The organism is Alkalibacillus haloalkaliphilus C5 (genome assembly GCF_000269905.1).
Taxonomy (GTDB): domain Bacteria; phylum Bacillota; class Bacilli; order Bacillales; family Alkalibacillaceae; genus Alkalibacillus; species Alkalibacillus haloalkaliphilus_A.
In genome coordinates this window covers 1-14,002 of record NZ_AKIF01000071.1, presented here as the reverse complement: position 1 = coordinate 14,002, position 14,002 = coordinate 1, and the positions used below count along the sequence as shown (strand labels likewise).

General features: G+C 36.1%; 15 protein-coding genes. 12 read left to right on the top strand and 3 right to left on the bottom strand.

The window, feature by feature from the left end:
* Window positions 1-313 precede the first annotated feature (313 nt).
* The 6 genes from ntdP to A194_RS0108880 all read left to right on the top strand — a co-directional run bounded on the left by ntdP (window position 314) and on the right by A194_RS0108880 (window position 6,260).
* Complete coding sequence (ntdP, locus tag A194_RS0108905) at window positions 314-844, top strand: nucleoside tri-diphosphate phosphatase (protein ID WP_017186503.1); 531 nt, start codon at window positions 314-316, stop codon at window positions 842-844.
* Between the two features lie 108 nt (window positions 845-952).
* Window positions 953-2,731 (top strand): ABC transporter ATP-binding protein, encoded by a 1,779-nt coding sequence (locus A194_RS0108900; RefSeq protein ID WP_017186502.1) that lies wholly within the window; start codon window positions 953-955, stop codon window positions 2,729-2,731.
* A gap of 150 nt (window positions 2,732-2,881) precedes the next feature.
* Window positions 2,882-3,832, top strand: a complete 951-nt coding sequence (locus tag A194_RS0108895) for an AAA family ATPase (protein WP_017186501.1) — start codon at window positions 2,882-2,884, stop codon at window positions 3,830-3,832.
* Window positions 3,832-4,818 (top strand): DUF58 domain-containing protein, encoded by a 987-nt coding sequence (locus A194_RS0108890; protein ID WP_017186500.1) that lies wholly within the window; start codon window positions 3,832-3,834, stop codon window positions 4,816-4,818. Before A194_RS0108895 ends, A194_RS0108890 begins: the two co-directional genes overlap by 1 nt.
* Entirely contained in the window at window positions 4,815-5,033 is a 219-nt protein-coding gene (locus tag A194_RS0108885; protein WP_017186499.1) for a hypothetical protein, read from the top strand. The genes A194_RS0108890 and A194_RS0108885 overlap by 4 nt, the downstream gene beginning before the upstream one ends.
* Before the next feature lie 120 nt (window positions 5,034-5,153).
* Window positions 5,154-6,260: a hypothetical protein gene (locus tag A194_RS0108880; RefSeq protein ID WP_017186498.1), complete on the top strand. Its 1,107-nt coding sequence runs from the start codon at window positions 5,154-5,156 to the stop codon at window positions 6,258-6,260.
* 191 nt (window positions 6,261-6,451) lie between these two features.
* Here the strand turns inward: A194_RS0108880 and A194_RS0108875 are convergent, their stop codons facing one another.
* Window positions 6,452-7,495, bottom strand: coding sequence for an FUSC family protein (locus A194_RS0108875; RefSeq protein ID WP_017186497.1), 1,044 nt, complete (start codon window positions 7,493-7,495; stop codon window positions 6,452-6,454).
* 315 nt (window positions 7,496-7,810) lie between these two features.
* Complete coding sequence (locus tag A194_RS0108870) at window positions 7,811-9,097, bottom strand: glutamate-1-semialdehyde 2,1-aminomutase (protein ID WP_017186496.1); 1,287 nt, start codon at window positions 9,095-9,097, stop codon at window positions 7,811-7,813.
* A gap of 119 nt (window positions 9,098-9,216) precedes the next feature.
* Here A194_RS0108870 and A194_RS0108865 point away from each other — a divergent pair, with 119 nt between their 5' ends.
* The 5 genes from A194_RS0108865 (at window position 9,217) to perR (ending at window position 12,267) form a co-directional block, all read left to right on the top strand.
* On the top strand, window positions 9,217-9,609 hold the full coding sequence (locus A194_RS0108865) for a potassium channel family protein (RefSeq protein ID WP_017186495.1): 393 nt from the start codon (window positions 9,217-9,219) through the stop codon (window positions 9,607-9,609).
* A gap of 68 nt (window positions 9,610-9,677) precedes the next feature.
* Window positions 9,678-10,145 (top strand): thioredoxin-dependent thiol peroxidase, encoded by a 468-nt coding sequence (bcp, locus tag A194_RS0108860; RefSeq protein WP_017186494.1) that lies wholly within the window; start codon window positions 9,678-9,680, stop codon window positions 10,143-10,145.
* A gap of 63 nt (window positions 10,146-10,208) precedes the next feature.
* Window positions 10,209-11,159, top strand: a complete 951-nt coding sequence (locus A194_RS0108855) for a D-2-hydroxyacid dehydrogenase (RefSeq protein ID WP_017186493.1) — start codon at window positions 10,209-10,211, stop codon at window positions 11,157-11,159.
* Between the two features lie 2 nt (window positions 11,160-11,161).
* Window positions 11,162-11,719: a cob(I)yrinic acid a,c-diamide adenosyltransferase gene (locus A194_RS0108850; protein ID WP_017186492.1), complete on the top strand. Its 558-nt coding sequence runs from the start codon at window positions 11,162-11,164 to the stop codon at window positions 11,717-11,719.
* A 104-nt stretch (window positions 11,720-11,823) separates the two neighbouring features.
* On the top strand, window positions 11,824-12,267 hold the full coding sequence (gene perR / locus A194_RS0108845) for a peroxide-responsive transcriptional repressor PerR (RefSeq protein WP_040402575.1): 444 nt from the start codon (window positions 11,824-11,826) through the stop codon (window positions 12,265-12,267).
* An 88-nt stretch (window positions 12,268-12,355) separates the two neighbouring features.
* Here the strand turns inward: perR and A194_RS0108840 are convergent, their stop codons facing one another.
* Window positions 12,356-12,730, bottom strand: a complete 375-nt coding sequence (locus A194_RS0108840) for a YgzB family protein (protein ID WP_017186490.1) — start codon at window positions 12,728-12,730, stop codon at window positions 12,356-12,358.
* A gap of 165 nt (window positions 12,731-12,895) precedes the next feature.
* Here A194_RS0108840 and A194_RS0108835 point away from each other — a divergent pair, with 165 nt between their 5' ends.
* Window positions 12,896-13,762: a nucleotidyltransferase-like protein gene (locus A194_RS0108835; RefSeq protein ID WP_017186489.1), complete on the top strand. Its 867-nt coding sequence runs from the start codon at window positions 12,896-12,898 to the stop codon at window positions 13,760-13,762.
* Window positions 13,763-14,002: the final 240 nt, after the last annotated feature.

The window sequence follows — 14,002 nt, the reverse complement described above, 5'->3', positions numbered from 1 at the left end:
TGGCAGTACTCAGCACCAACAGGAGTTTGCTGCTGAGACTAATGCACAAGAAGTAAAGCGTCAAAACCAACAGTCTCAACAACAAAGACAGCAACAGAATCAGCAACAACAGAAAAAACAGCGCTAATAACAATTAGTTAAACGTTGTTATTAACGGCTATAGGAAAGAAGCACTCCAAACTAGTGGGAGTGCTTCTTTTCACATACATAGACATCGTCATAATCGAATTAGGTAAGCTTGTATGGTACAATGTCGTTATTAATTAATTTAAGAAGGGCCATATGACATTGTAGCTAGAAAGAAGGGTAATACATGATTGTTCCTAAAGACGGAGATAAAATAAAAATTCAAAGTTATAAACATAATGGTACGCTGCACCGTGTTTGGGAAGAAACGACAGTATTGACGAGTCAATCAAATTTACTTATTGGTGGAAATGATCGTGTAAGAGTATATGAAAGTGACGGTCGGACGTGGAGGACACGAGAGCCTGCTATAACGTATTTTACGAGCAATTATTGGTTTAATATTATTACAATGATGCGTAATGATGGTGTTTATTATTACTGTAATATAAGCTCACCTTTCATAGTAGACGATGAAGCCTTAAAGTATATTGATTACGATTTGGATATTAAAGTTTTTCCTGACGGTACTTATAAGATCTTAGATGAAGATGAATTTGACATACACAGAAAACAAATGAATTATCCAGAAGTGCTACAAAAGATCTTATATAAACAATTAAGAACTTTAGAGCAGTGGGTACAACAAGGGAAAGGGCCGTTTGACCCTGAGTTTCCTGAAAAGTGGTATGAATATTACTTAGCTTATTCGAAGTGATGCCTGTTGTATTAGCAACAGGTTTGTTTCACTTTTACGCCATAACTTGGTGAAAGCCAAGTTTTTTGTTTGTTAGGGGATTTTTTGTAAACAGGAAGTTGGTGAAGTATGTACAGTATAAAGCGCTATTTGCAGTTTGTTAAACCGTATAAATGGAAAATTGCCTTGACGATTGTAATTGGTTTATTTAAGTTCAGTATTCCACTTATATTGCCGTTAATTACGATGTATGTCATTGACGACATTTTACTAGCTGAAGGTTTGACGACAGATGAGAGAGTAGAAAGTCTCCTTTGGGTCATGGCGCTAGCGTTTTTCGTCTTTTTAATTTTACGACCTCCAATTGAGTATTACAGACAATACTTAGCGCAATATGTTAGTAGTAAAATTTTATATGATATTAGACAGAAGTTGTTTGATCACATTCAACGTTTAAGTTTAAAGTATTATTCGAAAACAAAAACAGGTGAGATTATTTCACGGGTAATACATGATGTTGAGCAGACGAAAACGTTCGTTGTAACAGGCTTAATGAATATTTGGCTTGATATGGCAACTATCCTAATTGCTATCGCGATCATGTTAACTATTGATCCTATTTTAACTTTAATTGCAATCGTTCTATTTCCTGTATACGGTTTTTCAGTTCGTTACTTTTACTCAAGGTTACGTAGTTTAACAAGAGAAAGATCACAAGCATTAGCAGAAGTGCAGGGGCATTTACATGAGAGAGTTCAAGGGATGCCAGTTATAAGAGGATTCGCTTTAGAAGATCATGCGCAAGGTGAGTTTGATCAACATAACGGTAAATATTTAGATCGAGCACTTCGTTTTACGAACTGGAACGCAAAATCTTATGCTGTCACCCATACCATTACAGATATTGCACCGTTGTTAGTCTTAGCTGTTGGTGGTTATTTTGTTATTGGAGATATTGTTACAATTGGTGCAATGATGGCGTTTGTTCAGTATATGGAGCGAGTTTATAATCCATTACGTCGACTAGTAAATAGTATGACACAATTAACACAAGCGCACGCATCGATGGACCGTGTCTTTGAGTTTATGGATGAACAGTATGATATTGTAGATGAACCAAATGCTAAGAAATTAAATCAAGTACATGGAGATGTTACGTTTGAAAATGTTTCATTCAAGTACGATGAAGAAGACCAGCCTGTACTAAAGAACATCAACTTACCGATTCCAAAAGGTGAGACAGTGGCGCTTGTCGGTATGAGTGGTGGAGGTAAGTCGACGTTAGTAAGCTTAATTCCACGCTTTTATGATGTAACAAGTGGCGCAGTTAAAATTGACGGGATCGATGTACGGGATGTTGAGGCGCGAACACTGCGTAATCAAATTGGTATGGTATTGCAAGATAATATTTTGTTTAGTGATTCTGTCGCAATGAACATACGAATGGGGAATCCAGAGGCAACGAATGAAGAAGTAGTCGCAGCTGCAAAGGCAGCTAATGCTCATGAATTTATTATGGATTTCCCGAACGGTTATGAAACACTCGTCGGCGAACGAGGTGTTAAGCTTTCAGGAGGACAAAAACAAAGAATTGCGATTGCTAGAGTATTCTTAAAGAACCCGCCTTTATTAATTTTAGATGAAGCAACTTCAGCTTTAGACCTTGAAAGTGAACAACTAATTCAAGAAGCTATGAATAAGTTAGCTCACAACCGTACAACGTTTATCGTTGCCCATCGTTTATCAACAATTACGCACGCTGATCGGATTGTTCTCATTAATAACGGTGAAATTAAAGAACAAGGAACTCATGATGAACTCATGCGACAAAAAGGCTTATATTACGATTTATTCCAAGTACAGGAATTAGATCAGAAGAAACCCGAAAATAAATTATCTAACCTTTAATGAAACCCGTCGATTAGCTAACCCTAATCGGCGGTTAATTTTTTAAAAAAAATAATCGTTAACTAGTAAAAAATGTTATTTTATGTTACTTTTGTAGTAAAATAAATCTGAAAAATGCGACTTTTAGTAGAACTTTGGGAGGGGACTTTAGTGACGATACAATCAAACGTAGTAAAGATGAAAGAACAAATTGGTAAGGTGATCATGGGGAAAGGCGAAACTATTGAACTTTTAATGAATGCATTTATTAACCAAGGCCATGTGTTATTAGAAAGTGTTCCTGGAACAGGGAAGACAATGTTGGCTAAAGCTGTTGCGAAATCGGTAGAAGGTGATTTTCAACGTATTCAATTTACACCAGACGTTTTACCATCTGACGTGTCTGGTATTCAATATTTTAACCCGAAAGACCAACAGTTTGAATTACGAGTAGGACCTGTATTAACAAATGTTTTATTAGCAGATGAAATTAACCGTGCAACTCCACGTACACAGTCATCATTGCTTGAAGTTATGGAGGAAAAACAAGTAACGATTGATGGTGAGACGGTCAATATTCCACAACCATTTATTGTTATCGCAACACAAAACCCAGTTGAATCACAGCAAGGGACATTTGATCTTCCTGAAGCTCAAATGGATCGTTTCTTTATGAAACTTGATTTAGGGTATCCATCATATGCAGATGAAAAAACGATGATGCAAAGCCACCGTGAAAACGAGCCACTCGAACAATTAACTTCAATCTTTTCAAAAGAAGATTTAGTTGGGTTCCAAAATGAGGTTAAGAAAGTAAAAGTGACTGAAGTGGTAGAAGAATATATTCTAGATATTGTTCAAGCAACGCGTAATCACCAATATGTTGATGTAGGCGTCAGTCCACGTGGTACATTGGCTTTCATGCGTTCAGCGCAAGGATGTGCTGCCATTAAGGGGCGTGATTATGTAACCCCTGAAGATGTTAAGGAAATGGCGCCGTATGTTTTACCACACCGTTTAGTGCTAAGTTTAGATGGTTCTACAATCAAATCACAAGAAGATGTATTAACTGAAGCGTTAGAGGAAGTGGAAGTACCAGCAGAGTATGGAGTTGCGAAGTAATGAAGTTTCAAAAATATGTTCAAGAAAATAAAACATTTCCAGTCTTCGTCTTAGTCGGGACTATTTTACTCATGGCGGGGCTGTTTATTGATTTTTATAGTATGCATATGTTAATTTTTATATCGATTTTCCTGATCATTTTATATGGTTTAGGTGTCTTTTATGAACGTCATGTCGATGATTATTTAACATTTACTTTTACTGAAGTACCAAACAGGCATTACAAAGGTGATGAAGGTTATATTGAAGTTGAAATTGAACAGAAAGGGATCTTACCTTTATTAAACGCTGAAATTGTAATTGAAATGGATGATGTCATCGAGTTTAAAGGTGGTAAAACTATAGCACGCCGTTATATGACAACATTTAATAAATACTTTAATTTAATGTTTTGGGAAAAACGTAAAATTAAAATTCCATACGAAACGAAAAAAAGGGGAATAGCTAAAGTTCAAAATATTGAACTAGTCGTCCCGAATATTTTCGGTTTCAGTAAAGTTTTTATGAAAGCTCGTAAAAGGTTTAACAAAGAAGTCATTGTTTACCCGAACAAAACAGTAGTACCTAATATTGACTTAATGTCTCCTAAAAATATGGGGTTCCATAGAGCAACACACTCTTTATTTGATGAACACACATTACCTGTAGGAACGCGTGATTATGAACAAGGGGACGCTTTTAATAAAATTCATTGGAAAGCAAGTGCCAAAGAAGGGGCTTTACAAACAAAGGTTTTCGAGAAAGCAAGTCAAATATCTTGGTGCTTCTTGTTAAATGTAAGGTCTGAACAAGGACTGTCAGTAGCAGAAAACGTCGAAACATTATTGGAACAGATTGCTTATATGACAGAATATGCAACGAAAAATCAGATTCCGTATCGTATTTTCGTTAACATTTCAGCTTTGGACCAAATCCCTTTCATTCACCAGTTAGAAGGTGAAGGTCACTTTCATTATCGTAAGACGTTAGAATTGCTGCTAGAATGAAGTTTTTAACTTTTAATACGCCATATGAGAGAGTATTGCATTTCGTATGGAAACATGAATCGACTCCTGCTTATGTCATTCAAGTTGGATCTGTTACAGATCGACAAATGCAATATTTAAAGTTAATTGAGAGAAAAGGCTCAAAGCTTGCTTTCTTAAATGGTGGCAGTTTAACAGCTGGTCCGTCAGAAGGGAAGGTGAAGCAAAGTGGATAGTTTATCCCTTCGATATTTAAGGTGGTATCAGTATGTTTTAGAGCTTTTCCCGCTGTTGATAATCATATCATTTGATTATGTAGCTCAAATCAATGGCCACCTTTAACAGAGTTTATAATTTTGACGTTGGTAATAGCACCGATTACATCAATTATACTTTACCGGGTTGGCGGACGTGTTGCAGTCTATGCGGCTATACCTGTTGTATTGTTAGCAGCTGTATTCTTTGGATTTAGTCTAATTTATGGAGCAATCATAGCGGTACTTACAGTTGTTCGAATAGAAAACCGTTATATTAAAACAGATGAAGATGTAGAAGCAATCGTATTACTAGTTACTTTCTTTGCCTCTATTATCGCCTTTTTATTTGTGTATACGACAGTAGGCGATTTTGCGAGTTATTTCATTTTCGTATTCGCTGTCCAAATTATTACTTGGTTAGTAGGGCGGTTAACTTATTATTTTATTCGCGATGAGAAAGCTGCTAATGATTCATTGTCTAAAAAGGCATATGTTATTTTGTCTAGTGTAGGGGTTATAACGTTAGTTTCATACCTTCTTTACGTTTTATTCCCTTACATTAAATTTGGCTTTGCTTATTTACTTCATTGGGGCTTACTTGTTTTTGCATGGTTGATGAGCCCGATCTTTAATATGGCTGAGAACTTTGAAGCAAATCCACCTATGATGGATGAAGAAGAAGATGATGATGAGCTTGGTATTGGAACGAGTACTGTTGATGAGAGAGCGCAGAACACATCTAACCTTTTGGACAATGTAGGGTTAATCATTATTATAGTGATTGTAACTGTTTTAGTAATTTTATATATTAAGTATCGTAATAGGTTGAAGTTACACAAGGACGAAGTGAGAGAAGGGTATGAAGAAGTAGAAAAAGAGAAAACAGAAGGTCGAATGTTTTTCAAAAGACGAAGCAAAGCAAAAAGGCCAAGCCACCGTGTTCGTAGAGCTTATTTTGATTTAGAGAAGTGGGCTGCGAAGCATGATGTCGGTCGTAAGGAGTATGAAACGATCGATGAGTGGGTGGATCGGTTAGGTTTATACGGGGAAGTTGACTCTTCTATCTTAGAAGTTTATAAAACAGTTAGGTATAGACAAGATGAAGACTTGGACTTTAACGAATCTCAGTATTTAAAAGCGATACAAACTATGAAAAATACATTAAAGCAAAAAGCAGATGAACAGAAGAAGGAAAGAGAAGAGTGAATTTAAAGAGGCTGGGGCAAAAGATTTGGAGTGTGGTGGAACCGAACCACGAACAATTAGTCTAGTCTTTAAGGTTAGGTGACCACTCATTTTGATGGAGCAGTGATAAAAGGTAACCCCCAAACGAAGTCAAGATATGGCTTCGTTCGGGGTTTTGTATTAACAATTAGTTCTGTCCCATTCTCTTTTCATTAATTATGAGGACTATTTTGATAGCTTCTTAGTAACTTCTTTAAATGAAGTAACTCGTTATGGTAATCCATTAGTGTTGATGCTAACGGTAAAAGTTTAAGTCGATCTTGGTCATCCTCTTCATATACTTTTAATAATTGATCAACTAGTTTTGGAATGTCAGGTTCGTGGATCTTTTCAAGTGGATCAACTTCTTTTTTACGAATACGCCCTAAATACATTAAAATTAACTTCTCATGCGTGTGTAACGTCTTATCGACTTCTTCAATAATTTGCTTATTAATGTCTCGTGGTATGTTTTCAATATCATCGTCCATCCGGTGCAACGTATTTAATACGAGAAATGATTTATTTGATGTATGAATAAGTTGACGGAACAATACAAGCTTCCTAGCTCGTTCATAACCTCTCTTACGCGAATAAGTACGTTCTTCTGAAAACAAGTGATACGTTTGGTCAACTTTAGATAAGTCAGCGCTAAGTCGGTCGATTTCCTTTTTCAATGCTGGCTGGTCTGATAAGTGTCTCGTTGTAACACGAATCCATTGTAAAATATCTGATGTCGTACGGTTGATATCCTCAAACAGTTTTGTTTCGTACTTCGGTGGTAAAAAGGCTAAGTTAACGACAAAAGCTGAAACAATGCCTATAAAGATCGAACTGAAGCGAATACCGGCAAATTCTAAAAAGGGCATTTCAGTTGTATCCATTATCGCAATGACTGCAATAATTGCGATGAAAGTCGTGTCCTCTTTCATTTTTAAAATCATACAAATCGCGATAACCGTCACAATGCCAAAACCGATGATGAACGGTTCATTACCGACTGATAATACTAAAACTATGGCTAAAATAGCACCGATTATATTAGCTTGCACCTGCTCTACGATTGTTTGAACAGATCGATAAATAGATGGTTGTATAGAAGATACTGCTGCAATAGCGGCAGCAAATACCCCAGCTTCAAAACCGAATCCACTTGCAACGTATAAGGCAACGACAGTAGCAAGGCCTGTCTTAAATGCGCGCGCACCGACTTTCATTAAAATACCTTCCTCTCACGATCAATCATTTCTTTCCATTATATTCATATATACACTATATCAGATATAATATTACTGTTATGTATGAACTGTTTATGTATTCAATTCCACCAAAACGGATTATTCTAACCTAAAATTGACCAAAAAAGAGGCTTTCGCATAAAGCGAAAGCCTTAGTTCTGGTAAAACCAGAAAGGAAGGGAGTTTCATAACATCATGTTCCTTCGATAAGGGGTAATCCAAAAAATTCTGAATTATCTATATTTTATCATAGTGTTTTGAAAATTCAACCTATTTCAATATTTTTTATGAAATTTATAGTTGGCTGAATGTTGCTTCAACAGCCTTTAACGTCTGATCGATATCTTCTTCAGTGTGTGCAGTCGTTAAAAACCATGCTTCGTATTTAGAAGGAGCTAAGTTAATCCCTTGGTCTAACATGATTTTAAAGAAGCGACCAAACATTTCGCCATCTGTATTTTCAGCTTGTTCATAGTTTGTAATTTCTTCATTAGTGAAGAAGACGGTAAGCATCCCTTTTAAGCGATTAATTTTAACAGGTAGATTATATTTATGAGCATGTTGTAAAATCCCTTGTTCAAGCTTTTCACCTAGTCGATCCATTTCATCGTAAATACCTTTTTGTTGTAGTACTTCTAAACAGGCGATGCCTGCTGCCATTGATGCAGGGTTACCTGACATCGTTCCGGCTTGATAAGCTGGTCCGAGTGGTGCAACTTGTTCCATAATGTCAACGCGACCACCATAAGCTCCGATTGGTAGCCCACCACCGATAATTTTACCCATCGCTGTCATATCCGCTTGTACATTTGTGATCTCTTGTGCACTGCCATAATGAAAGCGGAATGCCGTAATCACTTCATCAAAAATTAAAAGACTGTCATTTTCATGTGTCAGTTGTTTCACTTCTTCTAAAAAGCCAGGTTTAGGCTCTACTAGACCAAAATTACCTACGATTGGTTCAACTAGAACTGCTGCAATGTCATCACCAAACTTACTTAACGCTTCTTTAAACGGTTCAATGTCGTTAAAAGGAACTGTTATAACTTCTTGTGCAATACTAGTTGGGACGCCTGCTGAATCTGGGCTGCCTAAAGTCGATGGGCCTGACCCTGCTGCGACTAAAACTAAGTCAGAGTGGCCGTGATAACAACCAGCAAACTTAATAACTTTTGTTCGGTTCGTATATGCTCTAGCTACACGGATTGTCGTCATTACAGCTTCCGTACCAGAGTTAACGAAGCGAACTTTCTCAAGTGAAGGTATTGCATCCGTTAGCATTTTGGCAAACTGATTTTCAAGTTTAGTTGGTGTACCGTAAAGAACACCGTTTTCTGCTGCACTTTTGATCGCATCAGTAATATGTGGGTGTGCATGACCTGTAATGATCGGTCCGTAAGCCCCTAAGTAGTCAATATAATGATTACCATCAACATCGTAAAAGTGAGCACCTTCTCCTCTTTCCATAAAAACAGGTGTTCCACCACCGACACCTTTAAAAGCTCTTGATGGTGAATTAACGCCACCTACGATTAAGTCTTCTGCTTCTTTATATAAGATTTCAGATGTTTGTCTATTCATTATTTCATTCCTCCATATGTATACGTTCTATTTTTATATTCTATCATAGAAGACTTTCATGCTTCAGTCTTTGTCATCATAGGTTATAGTAATGAACTATTGTAAAGTAGGGATGTTAAATGGAAGTCCACTTTCTATCGTTATTTTTTGTTATGGTCGTGCTTTCTGGAAGTTTATATATTTTTTCCCGTAATTATAGTGAAGTAAGGGGCTCTTTTTCGAAAGAATTGTTCAGTGCGTTTATAGCGATTTATTTTATACTAATGTTAGGTTTTGCATTAATTTACTTTATATTAGCTGAGATGGGATATGTTTTGCTTCAAGGGGAATTGCTTCAAACCGGAACATCGGTCGAACGGTTTTTGCATGCTATATATTTTAGCGGTGTGACGTTAATGACGATCGGTTACGGTGATATTACGCCAGTTGGGATCGGACGAGCCGTTGCATTAATTGAAGCATTCATTGGATTTTTATTACCTGCAGCTTTTTTCTATAAACTATTTAAATAATAAGATTTGTCAGATGCAAGAATGTTCGGTAATCTTATTATAAAAGTGGTATATAGGAGGAATTAAAAATGGCAGTAGAAATAGGAAAACAAGCACCTGATTTTACATTACCAGCAAGTAATGGAGAAGATGTATCTTTATCAGATTATAAAGGGAAGTACGTCGTTTTATATTTTTATCCGAAAGATATGACACCTGGTTGTACTACACAGGCATGCGATTTTAGAGACAATCACGAAAGTTTTAAAGATTTAGATGCCGTTATTTTAGGTGTTAGTCCAGATCCAGTTAAGCGTCATGAGAAGTTTATTGAAAAACATGACCTTCCATTCTTACTTTTAGCAGATGAAGATCATAAAGTCGCTGAAGATTATGATGTATGGAAATTTAAGAAGAACTTTGGTAAAGAATATTATGGTATCGAGCGCTCTACATTTATTATTGACCCAGATGGGAACTTAGTGAAAGAGTGGCGCAAAGTCAAGGTTAAAGACCACGTAGAAGAAGCGTTAAATTATATTAAAGAAAATTTATAAGCAACGAAAGATCGAGGAACGGCTTTTAATAAGCTGTTCCTTCTATACATAAGGAGAGATACAGTGAAAATTATAACAACTTGTCGAGTAAAAGATTCTATTAAAAACGAACTTGTAAAACGTTTTAAAGATGTAAACTTCGTATGGCATGAATCGATAGGTGAAGCAGAAAAAGATCTAAATCAAGCTGAAGTCTTAATCACTTACGGTGAAGATTTAGAAGACCATCATATTGAAGCAGCTCATAATTTAAAGTGGATAATGGTTATTTCAGCTGGTTTAGATGAGATGCCGTTTAGTAAAATTGAAGAAAAAGGAATTCTCGTAACTAATGTTAGAGGTATTCATGCAATCCCGATGGCTGAATACGTGATTGCGATGATCTTACAAGTAAGTAGACAGACGAAAACATTAATCGAAAATGAAAAGCAGCACAAGTGGGACCGTAAAGTGAAAATGGAAGAAATCACAGGAAAGACGATGCTAGTTGCGGGTACTGGTGCAATTGGTCAGGAAGTCGCACGCTTAGCCAAGGCGTTCCGCATAGAGACAATTGGTGTATCTCAAAGCGGAAAACTGAAAGAACATTTTGATCGTTGTTATAAAAATGAAGAGTTAAATTCGTTACTAGGTGAAGCGGATTTTGTAATTGGTGTGTTGCCTGCAACTGATGAAACTGAACATTTCTTTTCAAAAGATCAATTTAAGCAAATGAAAGAAAGTGCCATATTTTTAAATATGGGGCGTGGTAAGACAGTTGATGAAGCAGCAATCACTGAATCATTAAAGGAAAATGAATTTCAACATGCCGTATTGGATGTGTTTGAAGAAGAACCATTAGATGAAGAAAGTCTATTATGGGATTTAGACAATTGTACAATTACACCGCATTTGTCTGGTATATCTAGACATTACCAACCGAGAGCTTTTGAAATTTTTGAAGAAAACCTAGAAACGTATATAAAAGAAGGAAAGTTAGTTAAAAATATAATTGACCCAAAGAGGGGGTATTAAAGTTGCGTATTTACACACGCTCAGGAGATAAAGGGGAAACATCATTAATCTTTGGTAAAAGAGTTAAAAAGAACGACCTTAGAGTAGAAGCTTATGGAACTTGTGATGAAGCAAATTCTATGATCGGTTTAGGAAGAAGTCATTTAACGAATGAAGAATTTGAAGGAAAACAACAAGTGGTTGAAGCTTTGCATCAAGTGCAGACGATCTTATTCCATGTCGGTGCTGAATTAGCGACTCCTCAAGACAAGGAAGTGGCATGGAAGTTGAGAAAAGATCATATTGAATCATTAGAACAACAGATAGACAAGTGGGATCAATCATTGCAACCTCTCAATAATTTCATTTTACCTTCAGGACACCCTAGCGCAGCAGCACTTCATTCAGCTAGAACAATCGTTAGAAGAGCTGAAAGAGTTGCGGTAGCATTAGAAGATGAAGTTGAAAATGATTTAGTTGTATCTTATTTAAACCGTTTATCAGACTTCTTGTTTGTTGCAGCTCGCTATGTGAATCAATCTGTAGGCGGTGAAGAACTACCGTTAAACACTGATGTATAAAAAGGTTTCCAATCACATATAAATTGACAAATCATCTTGAGAACATTTACACTATTTATAAAGATTATTAAGTAATAATATTATTGAGTTGGAAAGAGAGGTGCATGACGGTGTCTGAAGAAAGAATGCAAGAAGCGTTAGCAACTTTGAAGTCGTCAGGTGTTCGAATTACACCGCAACGTCATGCAGTGCTTGAATATCTCATGCATTCGATGAACCATCCAACTGCGGATGAGATTTATAAAGCACTTGAAGGTAAATTCCCGAACATGAGTGTGGCAACAGTATATAACAACTTACGTGTCTTTTTAGATATTGGATTAGTTAGAGAATTAACTTATGGTGATTCATCAAGTCGCTTTGACTGTAATACTACTGAACACTACCATGTTATTTGTAACTCATGTGGGAAAATTGTAGACTTTCATTATCCAGCATTGGATGAAGTTGAACAATTAGCTGAGCAAGTTACTGGCTTTAATGTGAGCCATCACCGCATGGAAGTATACGGAACGTGTACAGACTGTCAAGAAAATAAAAGCCACTAACAATTAGAGCTGATCTTTTAGGTCAGCTCCTTTTTATGACATATTATAATAATGAAATTGGCAAAAAAAGAAAGCTAGACTACGAAAGTCAGCTTTCTTTTTGTTCTTCACTCGTATACTTTTTAGAATTGTATTTTTCATCAAACTCTTTACCTTCTAGATTTCTATCTAGGGTTAAAGGTTGTTTACAAAACATACATGCATCAACTCGACCGAGCATTTTTGTTTGCTTACCACATTCTGGGCACTCAACAGGAACAGCTTTAGTTGAGAGCATTCCAATCCAAAAGTAAATGACAGTGCTTAAACCGATTGCAACAATGCCAAGAAACATAAAGATTAACATTAACCATTCAGTTTCACGGAAGAACAGGCCAATATACATAATAATCATACCTGCGAATATTAAGCCTAATGCAACTGAGCGGATTTTATTAATTTTGTTACTGTATTTTAAGGCCATTAATTGGGTACCTCCCTTATATAACACTTAAATATATTATTGCCTTGTTTTTCTCTATAGACAACAGAAGTATAGCACATTTTTTGTGACATGTATGTGAAGAAAGAGGAAATCCAAAAGATTTGTCGAAATGTATGTTCAGAGTGAAATTAGGAGGAAATGAAGATGGAAGATGTGTTACGTCCAATATACCAAGAGAGAGCGAGCAGTTCGAGTACACTAGGGATATTAATGTTAGAAAAAGTAGAAAGCCATAAATCTGTAACGGATTATTTTGATTGTATACTACTCGTTATAGTTAATAGTTCCGAAGAAGATTGGTATGTTAAACATTATGAATTTAATAATAAGAAAGCAGCCATGCATATTGTGACAGAGAAACTACTTAAAGAATGGATCAACACAAGTGGCTATAGGAAAGTAGTAGATTGGTTAACGCGTGGGACTATCATCTTTGACCGAAATGAATATTTAGCTCAACTAAAAGCAAGACTACGAGATTTCCCCGAAAGTACAAGACAATTAAGAAAAGCTATTGAATTTGCTAAGTTAGTCCGCTCTTATCGAGAGTGCAAAGAACTGTTTGAATCGAAGCATTACTTAGATGCTAACAGTTTAATGGTTCGATCGCTACATTACTTAGCCAGGCTAACCGTGTTAGAAAAAGGGTTTCATCCAGAAATTATAGTATGGCACCAAGTAAAACGAATAGATCCTGAAGTTTACAAGTTATATCAAGAGTTAATCGAAAGTGAAGAACCAGCCGAAAAGCGAATTCAACTGATGATGCTCGCAAGTGATTTTGCGATACATTCAAGAGCCGAACAAGGAGCTGCTCACTTATTAGATATAATGAGACAACAAGAAGAACCATGGACTTTCGGAGACTTGAAAGTACACCCAGAGATTAAACACTACACATTAGACTTATCAATATTACTGGAGTACTTAGTGGAACGGGATATTGTTGAAACGAAGCTAATCGAAACAAAAGGAAAGAATGTTTATCATCGTTGTTACCAAGTTAAATAGATATACTCATTGAAGCTCACTTGAAATAGTGGGCTTCTTTTTATGTACTCAACCTTTAATAGGAAAATAACACCAATTAAATTCTGTTTAAAAAGTTGTTGACTGTTAAAAAGTTATCGTGCTATATTAATAAACGTCGCATTGAGAGACGAACTTACAACTTAATGAAAGTTGAGCGTAGCTCTCAAACGAAAATAAAAAAGTTGTTGACTTACCTTTTGAAATTTGGTATATTTAAGA

Excerpts from the sequence above, each read along its gene's own strand:
- ntdP (WP_017186503.1), top strand. The coding sequence starts at position 314 with ATGATTGTTCCTAAAGACGGAGATAAAATAAAAATTCAAAGTTATAAA.
- A194_RS0108900 (WP_017186502.1), top strand. The coding sequence starts at position 953 with ATGTACAGTATAAAGCGCTATTTGCAGTTTGTTAAACCGTATAAATGG.
- A194_RS0108890 (WP_017186500.1), top strand. The coding sequence starts at position 3,832 with ATGAAGTTTCAAAAATATGTTCAAGAAAATAAAACATTTCCAGTCTTC.
- A194_RS0108885 (WP_017186499.1), top strand. The coding sequence starts at position 4,815 with ATGAAGTTTTTAACTTTTAATACGCCATATGAGAGAGTATTGCATTTC.
- A194_RS0108875 (WP_017186497.1), bottom strand. The coding sequence starts at position 7,495 with ATGAAAGTCGGTGCGCGCGCATTTAAGACAGGCCTTGCTACTGTCGTT.
- A194_RS0108870 (WP_017186496.1), bottom strand. The coding sequence starts at position 9,097 with ATGAATAGACAAACATCTGAAATCTTATATAAAGAAGCAGAAGACTTA.
- A194_RS0108865 (WP_017186495.1), top strand. The coding sequence starts at position 9,217 with ATGGAAGTCCACTTTCTATCGTTATTTTTTGTTATGGTCGTGCTTTCT.
- bcp (WP_017186494.1), top strand. The coding sequence starts at position 9,678 with ATGGCAGTAGAAATAGGAAAACAAGCACCTGATTTTACATTACCAGCA.
- perR (WP_040402575.1), top strand. The coding sequence starts at position 11,824 with ATGACGGTGTCTGAAGAAAGAATGCAAGAAGCGTTAGCAACTTTGAAG.
- A194_RS0108840 (WP_017186490.1), bottom strand. The coding sequence starts at position 12,730 with ATGGCCTTAAAATACAGTAACAAAATTAATAAAATCCGCTCAGTTGCA.
- A194_RS0108835 (WP_017186489.1), top strand. The coding sequence starts at position 12,896 with ATGGAAGATGTGTTACGTCCAATATACCAAGAGAGAGCGAGCAGTTCG.